This window comes from Streptomyces sp. TRM49041, from assembly GCF_008271805.1.
Lineage (GTDB): Bacteria > Actinomycetota > Actinomycetes > Streptomycetales > Streptomycetaceae > Streptomyces.
Genome location: NZ_VSRY01000092.1, coordinates 1 through 19,539, shown reverse-complemented (window position 1 = coordinate 19,539; position 19,539 = coordinate 1). Strand labels below are relative to the sequence as shown.

Genomic DNA, 19,539 nt, shown 5'->3' with positions numbered 1-19,539 from the left:
GCGGGATACGAAGGACAGTGCGGACCGAAGGTGGGAGGCCGGCATGCCTGATCGGGAGCGCGGTGGCTCGGGTCGTGCGGGTGATGCGGGCCGCGGGCCCGCATCCGGTGGTAGCGAACTGTGGCGGGGGCGGCACGAGACGCCGGAGGAGCGGGCGGACCGGCGCTGGGGCGAGCTGGTACAGGAGATCCGGGTCGCCCAGACAGGTGTGCAGATCCTCTTCGGTTTCCTGCTGACGGTGGTCTTCGCCCCCCGGTTCACGGAACTGTCCGACATGGATCGGGGCATCTACATCACCACGGTGGTGCTGGGAGCGGCGGCCACCGGGGCGCTGATCGGGCCAGTGTCGTTCCACCGGATCGTGTCGGGGCGCCGGATCAAACCGCAGACGGTGGTGTGGGCGTCGCGGCTGACGTTCCTGGGGCTGTTGCTGCTGCTGGCGACAATGGTCTCCGCGCTGTTCCTGGTGCTGCGGGTGGCGTCGCACGACTCGTTCGTGCCGTGGCTTGTGACGGCGGTGGCGCTGTGGTACCTCGTGTGCTGGTACGTGCTGCCGCTGTGGGCGCGGCACCGCTATACGACGCGGGACTGAGGGCCCGCCAGGACCTGGTCGACCGTGTCCGCCTCGGTGGCGGGTTTGTCGGGGCGGTGTCGTACGACGCGGGCGAAGCGCAAGGCGACGCCGGCCGGGTAGCGCGGGGAGCGCTGGAGGCCGTCGTAGGCGATCTCGACGACGAGTTCGGGGCGTACGCGGACGGTGAAGCCGTCGTCGTCCACGGAGAGTTCGCGCAACCGATCGGTCTGCCAGCGCAGCATGTCGTCGGTGAGGCCCTTGAAGGTCTTGCCGAGCATGACGAACGTGCCGTCGGCGGCGCGCGCTCCGAGGTGCAGGTTGGAGAGCAGTCCGGTGCGCCGTCCGTGGCCCCGTTCGACGGCGAGGACGACCAGGTCGAGGGTGTGTACGGGTTTGATCTTGAGCCAGGAGCGGCCGCGGCGGCCGGCGCTGTAGGGGGCTTCGAGAGCCTTGACGAGGACGCCTTCGTGGCCGCGGTCGAGGGTGTCGGTGAAGAACGCCTCGGCGGCGTCGCACTGGGTGGGGTCGGCCGGGTCGGTGACGACGGTGCGGCGTACGCGGAGGGGTTCGGGGACGAGACGGGTGAGTTCCATGTGCCGTTCCCGGCCTGGCAGGTCGAGGAGTACGGCGTCGTGGGCGGCCAGGATGTCGAAGAACACGGGCGAGACGGGGCGGGCGGCCGCGGCGGCGGTCACGTCGACGCGTGACCCGACGCGGGAGGCGGTCTCCTGGAAGGGCACGGGGCGGCCGGCCGCGTCAAGGGCGATCACCTCGCCGTCCAGGATGAAGCGGTCCCCAGCGAGTTCCTGGGCGACGGCGCGGACCTCCGGGAGCCGGTCGGTGATCTCGTCGAGGGACCGGGTGTAGATCCGTACGTCGTCGCCGGAGCGGTGCACCTGGACACGGATGCCGTCGAGTTTCTCCTCGACGGCGCACGGTCCGAGGGCGGCGAGCGCGTCGGCGACGCTCTTCGCGGTGTGGGCGAGCATCGGCTGTACGGGGGTGCCGACGGCGAGCCGGAACCGCTCCAGGGAAGCCGGGCCCTCGGCGAGGAGGGCCGTGGCGACGCGGGGCAGGGATCCGTCGAGCATCACGGCGCGGCGTACATCGGCGGCCGGGGCGTGCGCGGCCCGGGCGACCCCTTCGAGGGCGATGGCGTCGAGGGCGCCCTGCCGGAGCTCGCCGGTGAGCAGACGCAGCAGGAACCGCTGCTCCGGTGCCGTGGCGGCGGCCATCAGTGAGTGCACCCGTCGCTGCCGCTCGGTCCGGGAGCCGGGGCCCGTCGCCTGGGCGAGGGCGGTCAGCGCCGCGTCCGTCTCGGCGACGGTGAGGGTGGCGTGCCCGGCGGGCGGGACGGACTCCTTGAGCGTGCTCCAGCCGACGCCGATACGGCCCTGCGGGAGGCGGCCCGCGAGGTAGGCGATGACCAGCGTGGCCTCCGTCGGCGGGGTCGCGGCGAACAGGTCGGCGAGCATCGCGATCTTGCGGGAGCGCGCCGAGGTGGCGGCGACCTGCTCGGAGACCTCCGCGAGTCTGGCCAGCAGCATGCGGCCATGGTGCCTGCGGTGACCGCCGCCCGCACCCCGGGGGCGCTGTCCGGCTGCTCGGGCGGGTCGGGCGGGTCGGACGGGGGTCGCACGCGGGCCTTCGGAGCGTGGTGGAACATCAAGCCGAGTGTCTCCCTTCCTTCAACCAACTCCCCTACTCTTCCGGCGACTTCAATCGGGCCGACCGGGAAGCAGGGGACGTTATGGCAACGTTGGCGCGCACTGCGGGAGCCGCCGTCGCGGCCGGGGTGCTGGTGCTGGGTGCGGCTCCGGCCACGGCGGGGGCCGCTGATCCGGGCCGGCTGTCGTACGCGGCATCGACGGGCGTGGGGGTCCACAACGCGTACGAGAAGGACAAGTACAGGTACTTCGCCGACGCGCTTGACTCCGGTGCCGGGATGCTGGAGATCGACGTGTGGACGAACGCGTTCGGCCGGTCCTGGCGGGTGTCGCACAGCAATCCCTTCGGCAACGACAACAACTGCGAGAACGCGGCTCACGCGGGCGAGCTGCGCACCAGAGCCAGGAACCAGGACCTCGGCGGCTGCCTCGCCGACATCCGGGCCTGGCACGACGCCCGTCCGGGACACCGGCCCGTGCTGCTGAAGCTGGAGCTGAAGGACGGGTTCCAGAGCAGGCACGGGCGAGGGCCGGCCGCGCTGGACGCGCTGCTTACGGCGCGGCTGGGTGACGCGCTGTTCCGGCCGGCGGATCTCGCCGACGGGCACGCGGACCTGGACACGGCCGTGCGGACGGACGGCTGGCCCACGCGGGCCGCGCTGGCGGGGAAGTTCGTCGTCGAGCTCATCCCAGGCACGGTGGAGGAGGACAACCCGGCGGACTCGCTGTGGACGGACCGCGAGTACGCCACGCATCTGCGGAACCTGGCGGCCGCCGGGCGGCTGCGGGAGGCCGGTGCGTTCCCGGCGGTGCACGGGGCGCAGGCCGGTGATCCGCGTGAGCGGTACACGGACGCCGGGCTGCGGCCGTGGTTCGTGCTGTTCGACGGGGACGCGTCGGCCTACGCGGGCGGCTCGGTCGACACCTCCTGGTACGCGCGGCGGAACTACCTGGTCGTCATGACCGCCGCCCACAACGTGGCGCCGGCGATCGACGGGACCCGTCCGACCGAGGGCGAGGCCCGTGACCGGGTCGGCCTGCTGGCCGGGCGGCACGCCAGCGTGGTGTCGGCCGACTGGTATCCGCTGCCGGCCGTGCTGTCGGCGGTCGTTCCGCGCGGCTGACGCGTAGCCGGTCACCCTGCCCGGGCCCGCCCCAGCCGGAGCCGGAGCCGGAGCCGAGCGAGGAGCGCGGTACGGAGACCGGCACGGGTGGCGGGGCGCCGGTCGGCGGGCCCGCGCGGTGGCGGGTGGTGCCCGGCCGCTGTCGGCCGGGCGAGTGTCTTGGACGCTCCGGGCTCCGCCGACGGGGCGGGTGCGGCGGGCATGACGGACGCGGCGGACTCCGGTACGGGCGCGGCGGCCCGGGGGCGCGGCGCGGGCCGGTCCGCCCGGGCTGCCCGGAGGGCGTGAGTGAGGACCGTACGGAGCCGGAGGATCTCGTCCGGGTCGTCGGCCAGTAGCAGCCGGTCGGCGATCGCCCGGGCGGCGTCCGACTCCGGGCGGCCGGGCGGGGGCGCCGGGCGGAGCTGTTCGAGGTGGGCCCGCTCGTACGGGTCGGGCGTCACTTCGGCGAGCTGGAGCGGGTCCAGGAACGACGCGATGGCCGCCGCGCTCGCCCAGGCGTCGGGCGCCTGCCGCAGGAGCAGTTGGAGGCGCCTGGCGCGCCAGTCGCGCGGCCGGGCGTCCTCGCCCGCCTCCAGCCGGTCCCGCACTTCTCGGGGCGCCCGGCCGGTGAGCAGTTCCGGCAGGCGGGCCGCGGTTTCCCCCACCTCACGGGCGAGGTAGAGCCAGACGACCGAACGGTACCGGTTGAGGTAGAAGGCGACGGGTGTGAAGTGGCCGGTTCTCGCCAGTCTGGTGAAGCGGTCGCCCGTGATGCGGGCCAGTTCGGCCGCCTGCGCCGTGCCGACGGTGCGGACGCGCTCGCGCAGCCCGTCCGGGAAGTCCGGCTCAGCCCGCAGCCGGTCGATCTCGTCCTGTGGCACCCGTCGGCGGTCGGCGCCCGGCGACGGCACGGTGCGGACGTGGCCGAGATGCACCGCCAGTTCCAACTCGCTCCTGCGCAGTGCGAGTTCCTGCGCCGCCCGCCCGTAGGCGACCGTCCGTGTGGCTTGTTCGACCGTCATTACGGCGTCCCCCATCCCTTCGACTACGCTCTGTGACGAAGGTAGCGCGATGGAGTCGTTCGCCGCTCGGCCTGTGGATAACCTCCCGGGCCGCCGGTGCGCGGCCGGGGTGCCGTCAGGGCGCGGCCACGGTGCCGCCAGGGCGCCGCCCGGGGCGTCAGGTCGCGCGCTAGGACGAGTGGTGGGCGCCCGGCTGGCGGGTGGCCACCGCGAGGTGTTCGCCGACGCGGTTGACCAGCAGTGTCATCTCGTACGCGACATGCCCGACGTCCGCCTCGGCGGCGGTGAGCACGCACAGGCAGCTGCCCTCGCCCGCCGCTGTGACGAAAAGCAGCGCGTCATCGAACTCGACCATGGTCTGACGTGCATGGCCGACCCTGAAGTGGCGGCCGGATCCGCGCGCGAGGCTGTGGAGGCCCGAAGAGACCGCGGCGAGGTGCTCGGCGTCCTCCCGGGCGAGTCCGCTGCTGGCGGCGGTCACCAGTCCGTCGTTCGACAGCACAAGGGCGTGGCGTATGTGCGCGACACGCTTGGTCAGATCGTCCAGGAGCCAGTCGAGTTCCTTGTCGAGCGCCATGCTCGGTCCTCCCCGTTTCCGTATGTCCCCGTTGTTCCCCGTGTCCGCGTAAGCCTTACCCACGGGGATGGGCGGGGCAAGCACCGTCCCGGACACCGCGTCACGACACCGACTCGAGAAGGCGGGCCGCACGGACCCGTCGGGCGTGTTCGACGAGCCGGATGAGAACCCCCTTGCCGGAGTCGCGGTCGCGGGCGTCGCACAGGACGACGGGGGTGCCGTAGGAGCGGGCGTCGCACAGGACGACGGGTGTGCCGTAGGAGCGGGCGTCGGGGAAGCAGTTGACGGCGACGAGGAACGGAAGAGCGGGAAGATGAACTGCATCGCAGTCGCCCCCGGGAGCGGCGCCGCGCAAGGCGCCACCTCGACGGTGACGGCGACCATCCCGGTGTAGTGCATGCTGCTCACAGCCGCTCCCGTGACCGGGGATGCGACGGCGACCGCGGCCGGGCGGCCTGATGTTGAGGGCTGCCCACAGGGCGGCGGTGGCGGCCACGACGGCGATGCCGACGGAGAGCGCGACGAGCAGCGGGTCACACCGTACGGTGCCCTGCAGCCGGAGGGCGGCCATGCCGAGGTAGTGCATGCCGGCCACGCGATGCCGGTGGTCAGGCCGCCGACGAGCAGCGACCTGAAGCGGTCGCTGCCGTGGCCCTGGGTGACGGCGAAGACACCGAGGCCGACGACGGCCATGGCGACGAGCAGGCTCAGGATGGTGAGCGGCACGTCATAGCGGATGCCGGTGCCGATCGCGGAGGCGGCGGTGAGCGGCCAGTTGCGGCGCGGGGCGCCGGTCGTCGCGAGGGCGCGTACGGTGCAGCGCAGGCCGAGGGCGGCGCCGACGCAGGCCATGCCAGCCTTACGACGGCACGGGGCTCAGTCGCCGTAGGCGGCGTGTTCCAGATGTCCCCACAGGCGGCGACGGTAGCCCTGGAGGGGCGCACTCCAGGGGCCAGTTCGAAAGCTGACCGGAACACGACAGAGCGGCGCCCTCGAACGACCACACAAGCTCGAACGTGTGCACAGGGCGCCTCACGTGGGGGTGAGGAATCATGGACGTATGAGCGACGAGCACAGAGACGTGCAGGAGTTTTTCTCCGCGCGGGCGGCCGACTGGGACGCCCGCTTCCCGGACGACGGTCCGGCGTACGCCGCGGCGGTCGCGGATATCGGTCTTCGGCCGGGGGACGCCGTACTGGACGCGGGCTGCGGCACGGGGCGTGCGCTGCCCGCGCTCCGGGGCGCCGTGGGGCCCGGGGGCACGGTCGTCGGTGTGGACCTGACTCCCGCGATGCTGGCGGCGGCGGGGCGCGCGGGCCGGGACGACAGCGGGGCGCTGCTGCTCGGCGACGTGGGGCGGCTGCCGCTGCGGGACGGCGCCCTGGACGCGGTGTTCGGCGCCGGCCTGATCTCGCATCTCGCGCACCCCGTGGAGGACCTGCGCGAACTGGCACGGGTGGTGCGGCCGGGCGGGCGGCTGGCGCTGTTCCATCCGGTCGGGCGAGCAGCGCTGGCCGCGCGGCACGGGCGGCAGATCACCGAGGAGGACCTGCGCGCGGAGCCCAACCTGCGGCCGCTGCTGGCCCGTTCGGGCTGGCGGATGATGTCGTACGTGGACGAGGACAACCGCTTTCTGGTACTGGCCGCCCGCGTGGGCTGACCGACTCCGCAGGCCGCCCGGCCCCTCTTCTGCTGCCGCGGCCGTGACCTTACGTTGGACGTACGGACACGGCAGGCCGCGGCGCGTGCGCCGCGCGGGAAGGTTGGGCCCCATGTTCAGCAGACTGCGTACGTCCCTCCCGTTCGCATTCCCCTCGCGAGCCCGGAAGCGGGCGGCGGAGGCGGCGGGCGACGGCAGCCCGGGCGACGGTGCACGGAGGCGGCAGCACAATATCTTCGAGGCCGCTGCGGCCTATGTCGCCGCCTGCTCCGAGGACGACGAGGACGCCATGGACGAGGCGGCGGGCTGGGTGTCGCCGGAGGCGCTGTCGTTCGGGGTGGGTGAGCTGGCCTGCCGTGCGGTCATCGCCCTCGCGCGCGAGCGGGACGAGTCCCCGCAGACAGTGGCGCGCGGCCTCCTGGGACTCCCGACCGTCTGACGTCCACGCCGCCGGGAGTGTCGCCCAGGCTCTCGACGGCTGGGTTACTCGCTGGTTAAGGTGCCGCCGACCGACCCTTTCGACGGGAGTTCGACACGGGGTTCGACAGGACGACGGGAGGCCGCCGTGACCGGGACGACGGGCGAGGACACGGGCACCGACACGGGGCGCGCCTCCCGCGTCGACAGGACTGCGCCCGGCGACGCGGACGACCCCCTGTACGTGCTGACGGCTGTACTGCTGACGCCCGCGCAGTTCCCGAGCGTCCTCGGGGACGACTACCCGCAAGCCTGCCGTGCGCTGGGCCTGGAACCGTACGCCGAGGGCTACGGGCTGGTGCTGGGGCAGGACGGCGACGGAGCGCGATGGACTGTCGCCGTGGACGACGTGTCGCTGGTCGCGGTCGCGATCGCCGCATGGGACTGCGGCATGGAGTACGACCTGTCCCCCGACGAGCACAGTGTCGTCGCGGCGCTGCCGGGCTGGCCGCTCGCTGTCGCGGTCTCGGCGCCGGGGGTGCCCGAGCCGCACGACCCGGAGACCGCTGCGGGGGACCCGGCCCCGCTCGCCCCGCCGGACGGCTCGGCGTGGGGCCCGGCCCAGCGGCGGCTCGGCGCCGACGAGATCGCCCTGCAGTGGGCGGCGTGGCGCGAGCAACTGGCGCCGGACGACTTCGCTCCGCCGGTAGTGGCGGGGGCGCGGGCGGCTGCGGCTGCGGTAGGGGGCGCGGGCGCCGCGCGGGAAGGCGCCGCGCGGGAGGCTGGTGCGGCCCCGGACGGCGCGCGGATGGCAGCCGGAGAGACGGCCGACGCCGACGCGGGTCATGCCGGGCTGGATGGGACACCGGCGGGGCAGGCCGAGCCCGGCGCGGCCGGAGGGCTCGGGCCGCACGCGGCGGTGCGGCGGGTGCTGGAGGAGGTCCGAGGGTACCTGGAGGATCCGCCGCCGCCCGGGCGGGTGCGGTCGACGTTCGCACCCGGCGGGGCGCGCACTCTGCGCGCGGACGGACCCGGCTGGTCGCTCGTCGCGCGCACGGACGACATCGCGTTCGTCCTGGTGGACGAGCGCCCGGGCGAGGTACTGCCCGTGGGGCGCGGGGCGAACCTGCCGGGTCTGCTGGCGGGGCTCGACGCCATGGCGGTCCGCCCCGGCTAGGTCGTATCCGGCGGATCATGCCTGGGCCGCGGGGTCTGGCACCCGGCTCGGATGCCGGCATGATCCGCCGGACACTCCCGAGACGCCCCGCACCGGGCCGGCCGGGGCCCGGCTCAGCGGCCGAGCTCCTTACGGCTGACGCGGCGCAGCCGGCGCCGCTGACCCGGGTCGAGCGCCAGGTAGGCGAGTGCGGGCAGCCCGACCACGACCAACAGGGACATCCAGAAGCCGATCAGGGGCATGAGCAGCAGCCCTACGGCCACTCCCCCGATCACGATCTTGGTTCTCGTCGACATGCGGACGCCTCCTTAACGGCTGTCTACGGGATGAACGGCCGGCCGGGCTGTTCGGTTCCACCCGACAGCGCGCTCACGTCCGGCGCAGGGGCTCGCCGACCGCGCGCAGGTGGCCGAGCGCCTGGCGGTACGACTCGGCCGCCCCCGTCTCCGTGTACGGAATCCCCAGCGCCCGGCAGTGTGCGCGGACCAGGGGCTGGGCCAGCCGGAGGTGCGGCCTCGGCATGCTCGGGAACAGGTGATGCTCGATCTGGTAGTTCAGGCCGCCGAGCAGCCAGTCGGTCAGGGCGCCGCCCCGGATGTTGCGGGAGGTCAGCACCTGGCGCCGCAGATGGCCCCACCGCTCGCCGTCGCCGTCCTGGCCGGGCATCGCCATGCCCTTGTGGTTGGGCGCGAACGCCATGCCCAGGTGCAGCCCGAGGAGCATCTGGTGGATCAGTGCGAAGACCAGCGCCTGGCCCACGGACATGGTGGTGAGGAGCAATGTGGCGTAGCCGGCCACATGGACGACGAGGAGGCCGCCCTCGACGACGCGTTCACGGCCCGTGCGACGCCGCCCGTCCGGCGAGAACAGCGACTGGAAGCCGTACACCTTGAGGGCGAGCCCCTCAAGGGTGGTCAGGGGGAAGAACAGCCACGCCTGGTGCCGGGTGAGCCAGCGGCGTGGGCCGGTGCGGCCCGCCGCCTGGTGGCGGGCGAACACCAGGACATCCGGGGCGACGTCGGGGTCCTTGTCCACGTGGTTCGGATGGGCGTGGTGGCGGTTGTGCTTGTCGTTCCACCACTCCTGGCTCATACCGAGGAGCAGATTGGCGTGGAGCAGTTGCAGGAGATGGTTGGTGCGGCGACGGGCGGCTATCTGGGCGTGTCCGGCGTCGTGGGCTATGAAGCCGGTGCGGGCGGAGAACACGGCCAGCGGGACGGCGAGCAGCAGGGCCCAGCGTGAGTGGCCGGAGAGGACCAGGGCGGCGGCGATCGCAGTGAGGGCGAGGAGGTTGACCGTGATTCCGGCGGCGTACCAGCCGGGGCGCCGTACCAGGAGTCCCTGCTCCCTGACCGTACGCAGGAGGGGTGCGAACTCGCTGCCGCCCGCGCGCGTGGGGGCCGGGGCCCGCTCCGGCAGGGCGGCGGTGGCCTGTGGCATGGCTGTCTCCGGTCTGTGGGCCGAGGGCTCGGCAGGTGCGGGGTGCGGGGTTCGGGTGTGGGCACAGGTGTGGGCACGGATGTGCTCGGCGAGGCGTGGGCTCGGCGTTTCCCGCACCACATCGCCTCATGAAACGTACGTGGGGACCCCGGTCCGGAACCATGGCGGCAGCCCCCGGACGCGGTCGGGGGGCCGCCCCTGTCCCGGGGTGGTGCCGACGCCACCCCCTTCAGCACATGTGAGTCACATCACTCGCGGAACGACTTCCTCCAACCGCCCTGTCGGGTACTGTCGGCCACCTTGATTCCCGACTAGTCAAATTTGAGGACTGCATCAGCACTGTGCACTGGGACTCCGCGATATCCGGCCTCGCCCGCCTTTCCACCGTCTTCCTGCCCGCCGACCCCGCCCGCACCGGACGCGTCGTCCTCTGGTCACCCGACGGCGAGCCGCCGCCCGCGTCCGGCGCCGTCGCCGGGGACGTCGAGAGGGTGACCGTCGTCGCCGACGACGCCCTCCCCCGGCGGGTGACGGCTCTGTGCCTGCCCGTACGGGACGCACTCCCGTTGCTGATCCGTACGGGGGCGGGGGCAGCCACCGACCCCTCGCGCTCGGCGGCGTTCTGGGGCGCGGCCGCGCTGCTCGCCCTCCACCTGGTCGCGCGTGGGCGGCTGTTGCCCGGCCTGACCGCCGCCGGCCACGACGCGTGGCGGGTCGGCCCGCTCGCGCCCGAGGACCTGGACCGGCTGCGGACGCTCGCCGCGTCGATGCCGCCCGCGGCCCACGCGGTGCCGGCCGGCAGGGCCGCCGACGGGACGGTTCTGCTGCCGGAGCCCGAGGGGCTGCTGCGGGCCTTCCTGGACGCGGTGGCCGACGTGCTGCCCCGTACCCCGGCGGCGCCGCTCGCGGCAGGCGCGGCGGCGTTCGCGGCGGACGAACCCCAGCACGTCCCCGGGCTGCGGGACTGGGCCGCGGATGTCGCCGCCGGGCACGACGCGGGCGTACGGCTCTCCCTGCGGATCGAGGTGACGGACCTTGACGGGTCGGACGCCGTCGGCGGAACCCCCGCCGACCACGGCAGCGGCGCCGTCGGGAACGGGGCGGCCGACTGTTACGGCGCCGCCGACGGTAACGGGTCCGCCGACAGGAACGGCCCTCCAGCGGCCCCCCGCTTCCGTGCCGTACCGCAGTTGCACAGCGTCGGGGACGGTGGACTCGTCGCGGACGCCGCCGCCGTGTGGTCGGGTGCGGCGGGTGAGGCGTTGAGGGTGTCGGCGCGCCGGGACGCGCTTCTCGCGCTGCGCCGCGCCGCCCGCGTATGGCCCGCCCTGTCGCCCCTGTTGTCGGCGGCCGTGCCGGAGGCCCTTGAGCTGGCCGAGGAGGAGGTAGCCGAGCTGCTGGGCGAGGCCGGGCGGGCGCTCGCGCAGACCGGCGTACAGGTGCACTGGCCCAGGCGGCTGGCGCGTTCGCTGACCGCGCGGGCCGTGGTCGGGCCGCCGCGGGGCGAAGGGGGCGCCGGTCCGGAGGGACGAGACTCCGGGCTGCCGTCCCTCCTGTCCGCCGACGCGCTGCTGGCCTTCGACTGGCGGTTCGCACTGGGCGACCAGCCGGTCGGCCGGGCCGAGCTCGACCGGCTCGCCGAGGCCGGCCGGCCGCTGGTGCGGCTGCGTGACCAGTGGGTGCTGGTCGACCCGGAGGAGGTGCGGCGCGCGCGGGAGTACCGGGACCGCAAGGTCACTCCCGTGGAGGCGCTCGGGGCCGTGCTGACCGGCGCCACCGAGCTGGACGGGCGCCGCGTCGGCGTCGAGGCGTCGGGGTGGCTGCGGGAGCTGCGTGACCGGCTCGCCGACCCCGAGGGCGGGCAGCAGGAGGTGGCACAGCCGGCCGCGCTCGCCGCGACGCTGCGCGACTACCAGCTGCGCGGTCTGAACTGGCTGCACCGGATGACGTCCCTGGGGCTCGGCGGCTGTCTCGCCGACGACATGGGCCTTGGGAAGACGATCACGCTCGTCGCGCTGCATCTGCACCGGCAGACCGACCCGTCCGCCGCCGGGCCGACCCTGGTCGTCTGCCCGACGTCGCTGATGGGCAACTGGCAGCGGGAGATCGAGAAGTTCGCGCCTGGCACACCCGTACGCCGCTTCCACGGGACCGCGCGGGACCTGGACGGCATGGCCGAAGGCGGGTTCGTGCTCACCACGTACGGCACGATGCGGCTGGACGCGGGCCGCCTCGCGCGCGTGGACTGGGGCATGGTCGTCGCGGACGAGGCGCAGCACGTCAAGAACCCGTACTCGGCGACCGCCCGGCGGCTGCGCACCATCGGCGCGCGTGCGCGGGTGGCGCTGACCGGCACGCCGGTGGAGAACAACCTCTCCGAGCTGTGGGCGATCCTCGACTGGACGACGCCCGGACTGCTCGGCAGCCTCGGCACGTTCCGCGGCCGGTACGCCGAGGCCGTCGAGGGCGGCGCCGACCCGGCGGCGGCCGAGCGGCTGGCGCGGCTGGTCCGGCCGTTCCTGCTGCGCCGCCGCAAGTCGGACCCGGGGATCGCGCCCGAGCTGCCGCCGAAGACGGAGACGGACCGGGCCGTGTCGCTGACGCCCGAACAGACGGGGCTTTACGAGGCGGTGGTGCGCGAGACCCTCACGGCCATCGCGGAGTCGGACGGCATGGAGCGGCGCGGCCTGGTCGTCACGTTGCTGAACGGGCTCAAGCAGATCTGCAACCACCCCGCCCAGTACCTGAAGGAGGAGGGGCGGCCGACCCGGCTCAACGGCCGCTCGGGAAAGCTGGAGCTGCTGGACGAACTGCTCGACACGATCCTCGCGGAAGGCGCGAGCGTGCTCGTCTTCACTCAGTACGTTCGGATGGCGCGGCTGCTGGAGGAGCACCTGGCCGCCCGGGGCGTACGGACTCAGCTGCTGCACGGCGGCACGCCGGTCGCCGAGCGCGAGGCGATGGTGGGCCGCTTCCAGGACGGTGACGTGCCGGTGTTCCTGCTGTCGTTGAAGGCGGCGGGCACCGGGCTGAACCTCACGCGCGCGGGGCACGTCGTGCACTACGACCGCTGGTGGAACCCGGCTGTGGAGGCGCAGGCCACCGACCGGGCGTACCGGATCGGGCAGACACAGCCCGTGCAGGTGCACCGGCTGATCGCCGAAGGCACCGTCGAGGACCGGATCGCGGACATGCTGGCCCGCAAGCGGGAGTTGGCGGAGACGGTGCTCGGCGGGGCCGGGGAGGCGGCGTTGACGGAGCTGACCGACGCCGAGCTGGCGGAGCTGGTGGAGTTGCGCGGGACGAACGGAGGGGGCGGACGATGAGCGGTGCGTACCACGAGGACGAGTCGACCTTCGCCGCGCTGCCGCCCGCCCGGGGGCGGGGATTCGCGGAGACCTGGTGGGGCCGGGCGTGGCTGAAGGCCCTGGAGGACACGGCGCTCGACGGGGAGCAGCTGAAGAAGGGCCGGGCACGGGCGCGTGCCGGGGCCGTGGGCGCCGTGACGGTGCGGCCCGGGCGGATCACCGCTGTCGTCCAGGACCGGGACGGCACCGCCTACCGGGCCGACGTGCTCGTACAGGAGCTGTCCGACGGGGACTGGGACCGGTTTCTGGAGACGGCTGTGGAACGGGCGGGGCATGTCGCCGCGCTGCTCGACCGGGACATGCCGCCGCATCTCGTGGAGGACGCCGCGGCGGCGGGCGTCGAACTGCTGCCGGGCATGGGCGACCTGGACGCGGAGTGCGCGTGCGGGGCGTGGGACCACTGCCCGCACACGGCCGCCCTCTCCTACCAGGTGGCGCGGCTGCTCGACCGGGACCCGTTCGTACTGCTGCTGGTGCGGGGGCGGGGAGAGCGACGGGTGCTGGAGGAGCTGACGGCTCGGGGTGCGGCGGCCGCCGACGAGGTGGTGGTGGCCGAGCCGGAGGGCGTACGGGCCGACGAGGCGTTCGCGGTCGGCGGCATCCTGCCGGCGCTTCCCGTACCGCCGCCGGTGCCGGCGGAGCCCGGCGAGCCGCCGTCGCTGGACACCGAGGCGGGCCCCGCGGAGGGGGTGCACCCGGCGGCGCTGGAGCTGCTCGCCGCTGACGCGGCGGGGCGGGCGCGGCGGATGCTGGCGGAGGCACTTGCCACGGGCGGCGCGTGGCTGCCGGACGAGGCGCTGACCCCGGGTCAGGACGCGGTACGGCTGGCCGCCGTCGCCGGGGACGCCCCCGAGGTCGTGGCGCGGCTCGCCGCCGGGACGGGGCGTGGTTCGGTGGACCTGGAGCTGGCCGTGCGCGCGTGGCGGCTGGGTGGTGCGGCGGGCCTCGCGGTGCTGGAGGAGGAGTGGGCTCCGGAGCCCGATGTGTCGGCCCGCGCCGAGGCGCTGCTCGCGGGTGCGTGGGAGGACGGCGAGCGGCCCGCGCTGCGGTCGGTGGGCGGCGGTCGCTGGGATGTGCCGGGCGCTGATGTGCAGGTGCGGCTGGGGCGGGACGGGCGATGGTGGCCGTACCGGAGGGAGCGTGGGCGGTGGGCCCCCGCTGGGCCGTGCGGGCATGAGCCGGGGGCGGTGTTGGCGGGGTTGCTGGAGGAGGGTGAGGGGTGACGGACCCCGTGGCGCCGCCGTCCGGCCGCGGCCGCCGCACCGTCCCGCCACGCCCCTCCCCCGTGCTCTCGACCGCGGTCGGGCAGGGGCACTGGAGCGGTGCCCCTGCCCTGGGGTCGCCCTGGACGCCGGGAGCGGGCCCCGGAGGGCCCGTTCCGGGTCGTCAGGCGGTCGCGCCCAGCTGGTGTTCGGCTGCCTCGACCGTCTGGGCGAGGAGGGTGGCGATCGTCATGGGGCCGACGCCGCCCGGGACCGGGGTGATCAGGCCGGCGCGCTCGGCGGCGGGCTCGAAGTCGACGTCGCCGACGTTGCCCTCGTTGTAGCCGGCGTCGACGACGACCGCGCCCGGCTTGATGTCCTCGCCCTTGATGAAGCGGGGGCGGCCCACGGCGGCGATCACGATGTCGGCCGCACGGAGGGCGGCGGAGAGGTCGGCGGCGGGGGTGTACGAGTGGCAGTACGTCACCGTGGCGTTCCGGGCGAGCAGCAACATCCCGGCGGGCTTGCCGAGGATGGCGCTGCGGCCGACCACCACGGCACGCTTGCCGGCCGGGTCGACGTCGTACGCGTCCAGGAGCCGCATGATGCCGCCGGGCGTGCAGGAGACGAAGCCGGGCAGGCCGAAGCTCATCGCGGCGAAGGAGCTGATGGTGACGCCGTCGACGTCCTTCTCGGGGGCGATCGCCTCGAACGCCGCGCGCTCGTCGATGTGCCGGCCCACCGGGTGCTGGAGCAGGATGCCGTGGACCTCGGGGTCCTCCGACAGGGCGCGCAGGGCGGCGACCAGCTCTTCGGTGGTGGTCGTGGCCGGCAGTTCGACGTGGTGCGAGCGGATGCCGGCCTTCTCGCAGCGAGCGCGCTTCATCCGTACGTACGTCACGGATGCGGGGTCCTCGCCGACGAGGACGGTGGCGAGGCAGGGACGGGTTCCGGTGCGGCGGGTGAGGTCGGCGGCGCGGGCGGCGGTCTCCTCGACGAGGCGGCGGGCGAGGCCGCTGCCGTCCATGAGGCGGGCGCTTGCGGTCGTGGACACGGGTCCTCCTGGGCGTCGACAGGAACATATGTGCTGATCGCCCAGGCGCGCGGCAGGTGGCGGTGTCCGCCGGGCCGCTCCCCGGTGGTACTCCACCCAAGCGCCAGTCACGGCCCGCCCCCACTGTACGCCAGTGGGGCGCGGGCCAGGTTGTCTGGGGCGCGGCGGGGCGGGGACGATGGCACTGGCACCGAAGGCCGCGGCGAGGAGGGCGGGTTGAGCGACGCGTGGGTGGCTCTGGAGCCGGGCGCGGACCCTGGGCGGCGCGCCGGGGAGCTGCGACGGGCGCATGACGCGTTCGTCACGGCGGCGGACGGCAGGGCGGGGACAGCGGCGGACGCCGCGGCGGGCGCGAGAGGGCGTCCGAACGTGCGGCCGGTGGTGGCGGAGTCGTGGCGGCGGTGCGTACGGGCGCGGGTGAGTCCGGACGGCGCCGCGAGTGTGGAGCTGGGCGAGGACGAGCTGGCCGCGTACCGGGCGGCGCATCCGCTGGCGGCGGCCATGCCGGTGATCCGCGAGCTGACGGGGGCGTACGCGACGGACGGGGAGCATCTGGTGGCCGTGTGCGACTCGTACGGGCGGCTGCTGTGGGTGGAGGGGCACCCCCGTACGCTGCGCCTGGCTCGGCGGATGAACTTCGTCGCGGGTGCGCGGTGGTCGGAGTCTGCGATGGGAACGAACGCGCCGGGTACGGCACTGGCGATCGACCGCCCGGTGCAGGTGTTCGCGGCGGAGCACTTCCGGCGCCCGGTTCAGTCGTGGACGTGCGCGGCGGCGCCGGTCCACGATCCGCGGACCGGGCGGCTGCTGGGCGCGGTGGACATCACGGGTGGGGACCGGCTGGCGCATCCGCACAGCATGGCGTTCGTGCAGGCGGTGGCGCGGGCGGCGGAGTCGCAGCTGGCGCTCCTGGCCCCGGCGCCGGCCAGGGACCGGGTGCGGCTGTCGGCGCTGGGCCGGGACGAGGCGGTGCTGGTGGCGGGGTGCCGCACGGTGCGGCTGAGCCCGCGGCACAGCGAGATCGCGGTGCTGCTGGCCGCCCATCCGCAGGGACTGTGCGGTGACGAGCTGATGGCGGCGCTGTACGAGGACGGGGTGGTCACGCCGGTGACGCTGCGGGCCGAACTGTCCCGGCTGCGCGGGCTGCTGGGGCCGGAGCTGCTGAGCTCGCGCCCGTACCGGCTGGCGGCGCCGGTGGACGCGGACTTCGAGGCGGTCACGCGGCGGCTGGCGTCCGGGGCGTTGACGGCGGCGCTGGGCGGATACGCGGGGCCACTGCTGCCGGGGTCGTGCGCGCCGGGGGTGGTGCGGCTGCGGCGGCGCCTGGCGGACGAGTTGCGGGCGGCGCTCCTCGCGCGCGGGGACACCGGGTTACTGGCCGACTGGGCACACAGCTCGTGGGGCGAGGACGACCTGGAGGTATGGCGGGCACTGTCGGCGGCGGTGCCGGCGGAACAGCGGGCTCCAGTGCGGGCGCGGCTGCGGGCGCTGGACGAGGAGCTGTCGGCCGGGCGACCGACAGAGCTGTCGGCGGAGCGGCCGAAGGGACTGCCGAAGGGACTACCGAAAGGACTGTCGACAGAACTGTCGTTCGACGCAACGCGGTCGCAACGTTCCGCTCCGTAGCCTCGCCGGGGCGAGCGCCGGCCGGACGGCGGCCGGCGCTCCCCGATGGGCCGCGCAGGCCAAGGAGGCCACGGAGATGACCCGGTATGCGGCGCCCGGCACGGAGGGCGCGATCGTCTCGTACGAGTCCCGTTACGACCACTGGATCGGCGGCGCTCATGTACCGCCCGTTCGGGGGCAGTACTTCGAGAACCCGAGTCCCGTCGACGGGCGTCCGTTCACGGACGTCGCCCGGGGCACGGCAGAGGACGTGGAGCGGGCGCTGGACGCGGCGCACGCCGCGGCCCCGGCGTGGGGCAGGACGTCGGCCGCAGAGCGCGCGGGCGTGCTGCTGCGCATCGCGGACCGGATGGAGGAGCGGCTGGAGGAACTGGCGGTCGCGGAGAGCTGGGAGAACGGCAAGCCGGTACGGGAGACCCTGGCGGCCGACCTGCCGCTGGCGATCGACCACTTCCGCTATTTCGCGGGGGCTCTGCGGGCCCAGGAGGGTTCGCTGAGCCAGCTGGACGACGACACGGTCGCGTACCACTTCCACGAGCCGCTGGGGGTCGTGGCGCAGATCATCCCGTGGAACTTCCCGCTGCTGATGGCGGCGTGGAAGGTGGCGCCCGCGCTGGCGGCGGGCAACGCGGTGGTACTCAAGCCCGCGGAACAGACACCGGCGTCCATCCACCTGTGGATGGGAATGGTCGCGGACCTGATCCCTCCGGGGGTGCTGAACATCGTCAACGGCTTCGGGGCGGAGGCGGGCAAGCCGCTCGCGTCGAGCCCGCGCGTCGCGAAGATCTCGTTCACGGGCGAGACGACGACGGGGCGGCTGATCATGCAGTACGCCTCGGAGAACATCAAGCCGGTGACGCTGGAACTGGGCGGGAAGTCGCCGAACATCTTCTTCGACGACGTGTGGGCGGCGGACGACGACTTCCGCGACAAGGCGCTGGAGGGGTTCACCATGTTCGCCCTGAACCAGGGCGAGGTGTGCACATGTCCGTCGCGCTCCCTCATCCAGCGGGGACACTACGGGGACTTCCTGGACGCGGCGGTGGCGCGTACGGAGCGGATCGTGCCAGGGCATCCGCTGGACACCGACACGATGATCGGCGCCCAGGCGTCGAACGACCAGCTCGAGAAGATCCTCTCCTACCTGGACATCGGCCAGCAGGAGGGCGCGAAGATCCTGACGGGCGGCCAGCGCATCGAGTACGACGGGGACATGGCGGGCGGCTACTACGTCCAGCCGACGGTCTTCGAGGGCGACAACCGGATGCGGATCTTCCAGGAGGAGATCTTCGGGCCGGTGGTGGCGGTCACGTCGTTCACCGACTTCGACGACGCGATGACCACGGCCAACGACACGCTGTACGGCCTGGGCGCGGGCGTATGGACCCGCGACATGACGACGGCGTACCGCGCGGGCCGCGCGCTCCAGGCGGGCCGTGTGTGGACGAACTCGTACCACTTGTACCCGGCGCACGCGGCGTTCGGCGGGTACAAGCAGTCGGGGATCGGCCGGGAGACGCACAAGATGATGCTGGAGCACTACCAGCAGACGAAGAATCTGCTGGTGAGCTACTCCCCAAAGAAGCTCGGCTTCTTCTAGCGACACGAAAGAAGGCGCCTGACCTGGGGTTTTCACCGGGTCAGGCGCCTTCTGGGAGCGTCCGGCCCTTCCCATGGGGGGAGGCGTCGAAATGCTCCTCTTCTACTGGAAGAGCACTTGGATGCTCTGGCCAGCCCGGCGCGCGCATTCGGCAGGATCCACGCCGGAGTGCAGCCAGAACGAGATCCCGGCGTGCCGGAGGTCATAGGGCCTCTTGGCGAGGAACGTCGGCTGCTCATTGGGAGCCAGGGCCTTCTTATGGGCCCGCGCCCATGTCTTGCCGTAGGCTGCTGCGTCCACGTAGCCGTCGGCCGCATTTCGAAAAACCCGACCATCGGGCGCAACGCCGAAGCGATCGACGTGATCGCAGCGTGTGCACGAACGACGGCGGTATCGGCACGGGACGCGTGGCCTTGACGGCTCGCCTCTTCAAGGAGTGCACTTCGTGGACCGAGCCATCGTCCGTCCACTCCTTGCCAGCCGCGTCCCCGTTGTTTGCCAACAGCGGTCAGCAGGCGAGCAACCTGGGTCGGGTTCGGCACGCAGGCCGGGTCCACTTCCTCACTCACCCCAGGAGCCTGCCACTGAGGTTTCTCAACGGTGATCACTTCCAGACTCCGTTGAGGACGAGTGCGGCTCGGGCGATGTCGCCGATCCGGCTGGGGCTGAGCGTGACGTACTGGAGGGTCCGCCATCGCTGCTTCAGCTCGGCAGCGGTGCGCTCGCCCAGGGCTCGCACGTGCCGCACCAGGGTGTTGAACATGCGCGTATCGACGTGAAGTGCCTGTTCTGATTTGCCCTTTGGGCGGCGGACGGGGATGAGGATGCCGATGCCCGCGCCGATGTAGCCCTTGTCCGCCAGGGTCGGCAGGCCCTGTGCCGCCGCCTTGTACAGGGCGGGTAGGGCGTGGATGCGGGCGGCGGTGATGTCCGGGGTGGAGCCCGGCTCGACGTCGGAGACCCACAGCGGGGTGCCGTCCGGGGCCGACAGGAACTGGATGCTTCCGCCGAACGCCTTGTGCTTCTGGCTGAACCACAGGTCGTTGCCG

17 protein-coding genes, 1 pseudogene and 1 riboswitch are annotated in these 19,539 nt (G+C 73.6%); of the genes and pseudogenes, 9 read left to right on the top strand and 9 right to left on the bottom strand.

What is annotated here, in order from left to right:
- Positions 1–43 precede the first annotated feature (43 nt).
- On the top strand, positions 44–592 hold the full coding sequence (locus tag FVS66_RS08420; RefSeq protein ID WP_149180386.1) for a DUF6328 family protein: 549 nt from the start codon (positions 44–46) through the stop codon (positions 590–592).
- On the opposite strand, the gene FVS66_RS08415 is transcribed toward FVS66_RS08420, so the two are convergent.
- A complete protein-coding gene (locus FVS66_RS08415) occupies positions 574–2,121 on the bottom strand; it encodes an ATP-dependent DNA ligase (RefSeq protein WP_149180385.1) in 1,548 nt (515 codons plus the stop codon). The genes FVS66_RS08420 and FVS66_RS08415 overlap by 19 nt on opposite strands.
- 203 nt (positions 2,122–2,324) lie before the next feature.
- Between FVS66_RS08415 and FVS66_RS08410 the strand changes: the two genes are divergently transcribed.
- Positions 2,325–3,365: a phosphatidylinositol-specific phospholipase C domain-containing protein gene (locus FVS66_RS08410; RefSeq protein ID WP_149180384.1), complete on the top strand. Its 1,041-nt coding sequence runs from the start codon at positions 2,325–2,327 to the stop codon at positions 3,363–3,365.
- A gap of 11 nt (positions 3,366–3,376) precedes the next feature.
- On the opposite strand, the gene FVS66_RS08405 is transcribed toward FVS66_RS08410, so the two are convergent.
- The 4 genes and pseudogenes from FVS66_RS08405 to FVS66_RS35780 all read right to left on the bottom strand — a co-directional run.
- Positions 3,377–4,369 carry a DUF6397 family protein gene (locus FVS66_RS08405; RefSeq protein WP_149180383.1) on the bottom strand — a complete coding sequence of 331 codons (993 nt, stop codon included), beginning with the start codon at positions 4,367–4,369 and terminating at the stop codon, positions 3,377–3,379.
- A 169-nt stretch (positions 4,370–4,538) separates the two neighbouring features.
- Positions 4,539–4,946 carry a roadblock/LC7 domain-containing protein gene (locus FVS66_RS08400; protein WP_149180426.1) on the bottom strand — a complete coding sequence of 136 codons (408 nt, stop codon included), beginning with the start codon at positions 4,944–4,946 and terminating at the stop codon, positions 4,539–4,541.
- A gap of 100 nt (positions 4,947–5,046) precedes the next feature.
- The gene (locus FVS66_RS36760) at positions 5,047–5,532 is read right to left on the bottom strand and encodes an MHYT domain-containing protein (RefSeq protein ID WP_399225146.1); all 486 of its coding nucleotides are present in this window, start codon (positions 5,530–5,532) and stop codon (positions 5,047–5,049) included.
- A gap of 71 nt (positions 5,533–5,603) precedes the next feature.
- Positions 5,604–5,798, bottom strand: a pseudogene (locus FVS66_RS35780) (MHYT domain-containing protein); the annotation flags it as partial.
- A 208-nt stretch (positions 5,799–6,006) separates the two neighbouring features.
- On the opposite strand from FVS66_RS35780, the gene FVS66_RS08385 reads away from it, so the two are divergent.
- The 3 genes from FVS66_RS08385 to FVS66_RS08375 all read left to right on the top strand — a co-directional run bounded on the left by FVS66_RS08385 (position 6,007) and on the right by FVS66_RS08375 (position 8,200).
- Entirely contained in the window at positions 6,007–6,606 is a 600-nt protein-coding gene (locus tag FVS66_RS08385; RefSeq protein WP_149180382.1) for a class I SAM-dependent methyltransferase, read from the top strand.
- A 112-nt stretch (positions 6,607–6,718) separates the two neighbouring features.
- Positions 6,719–7,045 (top strand): hypothetical protein, encoded by a 327-nt coding sequence (locus FVS66_RS08380; protein ID WP_149180381.1) that lies wholly within the window; start codon positions 6,719–6,721, stop codon positions 7,043–7,045.
- A gap of 126 nt (positions 7,046–7,171) precedes the next feature.
- Entirely contained in the window at positions 7,172–8,200 is a 1,029-nt protein-coding gene (locus FVS66_RS08375) for a hypothetical protein (RefSeq protein WP_399225127.1), read from the top strand.
- Between the two features lie 113 nt (positions 8,201–8,313).
- Here the strand turns inward: FVS66_RS08375 and FVS66_RS08370 are convergent, their stop codons facing one another.
- Entirely contained in the window at positions 8,314–8,496 is a 183-nt protein-coding gene (locus tag FVS66_RS08370) for a hypothetical protein (RefSeq protein WP_149180380.1), read from the bottom strand.
- A 73-nt stretch (positions 8,497–8,569) separates the two neighbouring features.
- Entirely contained in the window at positions 8,570–9,640 is a 1,071-nt protein-coding gene (locus FVS66_RS08365; RefSeq protein WP_149180379.1) for an acyl-CoA desaturase, read from the bottom strand.
- Positions 9,641–9,972: 332 nt separating this feature from the next.
- Between FVS66_RS08365 and FVS66_RS08360 the strand changes: the two genes are divergently transcribed.
- Positions 9,973–12,966, top strand: coding sequence for a DEAD/DEAH box helicase (locus FVS66_RS08360; protein WP_149180378.1), 2,994 nt, complete (start codon positions 9,973–9,975; stop codon positions 12,964–12,966).
- Entirely contained in the window at positions 12,963–14,231 is a 1,269-nt protein-coding gene (locus FVS66_RS08355) for an SWF or SNF family helicase (RefSeq protein ID WP_149180377.1), read from the top strand. Before FVS66_RS08360 ends, FVS66_RS08355 begins: the two co-directional genes overlap by 4 nt.
- Before the next feature lie 163 nt (positions 14,232–14,394).
- Here FVS66_RS08355 and FVS66_RS08350 read toward each other — a convergent pair whose 3' ends face one another.
- A complete protein-coding gene (locus FVS66_RS08350) occupies positions 14,395–15,237 on the bottom strand; it encodes a bifunctional 5,10-methylenetetrahydrofolate dehydrogenase/5,10-methenyltetrahydrofolate cyclohydrolase (protein ID WP_149180424.1) in 843 nt (280 codons plus the stop codon).
- Between the two features lie 59 nt (positions 15,238–15,296).
- Positions 15,297–15,385: riboswitch (ZMP/ZTP riboswitch) on the bottom strand.
- Positions 15,386–15,480: 95 nt separating this feature from the next.
- Between FVS66_RS08350 and FVS66_RS08345 the strand changes: the two genes are divergently transcribed.
- Entirely contained in the window at positions 15,481–16,890 is a 1,410-nt protein-coding gene (locus FVS66_RS08345) for a helix-turn-helix domain-containing protein (protein WP_149180376.1), read from the top strand.
- A 76-nt stretch (positions 16,891–16,966) separates the two neighbouring features.
- Entirely contained in the window at positions 16,967–18,490 is a 1,524-nt protein-coding gene (locus tag FVS66_RS08340; protein ID WP_149180375.1) for an aldehyde dehydrogenase family protein, read from the top strand.
- Between the two features lie 604 nt (positions 18,491–19,094).
- On the opposite strand, the gene FVS66_RS08330 is transcribed toward FVS66_RS08340, so the two are convergent.
- On the bottom strand, positions 19,095–19,539 hold a 445-nt coding region (locus FVS66_RS08330; protein ID WP_149180374.1), incomplete at its 5' end, for a transposase family protein.

Excerpts from the sequence above, each read along its gene's own strand:
- FVS66_RS08410 (WP_149180384.1), top strand. The coding sequence starts at position 2,325 with ATGGCAACGTTGGCGCGCACTGCGGGAGCCGCCGTCGCGGCCGGGGTG.
- FVS66_RS08340 (WP_149180375.1), top strand. The coding sequence starts at position 16,967 with ATGACCCGGTATGCGGCGCCCGGCACGGAGGGCGCGATCGTCTCGTAC.
- FVS66_RS08420 (WP_149180386.1), top strand. The coding sequence starts at position 44 with ATGCCTGATCGGGAGCGCGGTGGCTCGGGTCGTGCGGGTGATGCGGGC.
- FVS66_RS08355 (WP_149180377.1), top strand. The coding sequence starts at position 12,963 with ATGAGCGGTGCGTACCACGAGGACGAGTCGACCTTCGCCGCGCTGCCG.
- FVS66_RS08370 (WP_149180380.1), bottom strand. The coding sequence starts at position 8,496 with ATGTCGACGAGAACCAAGATCGTGATCGGGGGAGTGGCCGTAGGGCTG.
- FVS66_RS08365 (WP_149180379.1), bottom strand. The coding sequence starts at position 9,640 with ATGCCACAGGCCACCGCCGCCCTGCCGGAGCGGGCCCCGGCCCCCACG.
- FVS66_RS08380 (WP_149180381.1), top strand. The coding sequence starts at position 6,719 with ATGTTCAGCAGACTGCGTACGTCCCTCCCGTTCGCATTCCCCTCGCGA.
- FVS66_RS08405 (WP_149180383.1), bottom strand. The coding sequence starts at position 4,369 with ATGACGGTCGAACAAGCCACACGGACGGTCGCCTACGGGCGGGCGGCG.
- FVS66_RS08415 (WP_149180385.1), bottom strand. The coding sequence starts at position 2,121 with ATGCTGCTGGCCAGACTCGCGGAGGTCTCCGAGCAGGTCGCCGCCACC.
- FVS66_RS36760 (WP_399225146.1), bottom strand. The coding sequence starts at position 5,532 with ATGCACTACCTCGGCATGGCCGCCCTCCGGCTGCAGGGCACCGTACGG.
- FVS66_RS08350 (WP_149180424.1), bottom strand. The coding sequence starts at position 15,237 with ATGGACGGCAGCGGCCTCGCCCGCCGCCTCGTCGAGGAGACCGCCGCC.
- FVS66_RS08400 (WP_149180426.1), bottom strand. The coding sequence starts at position 4,946 with ATGGCGCTCGACAAGGAACTCGACTGGCTCCTGGACGATCTGACCAAG.
- FVS66_RS08385 (WP_149180382.1), top strand. The coding sequence starts at position 6,007 with ATGAGCGACGAGCACAGAGACGTGCAGGAGTTTTTCTCCGCGCGGGCG.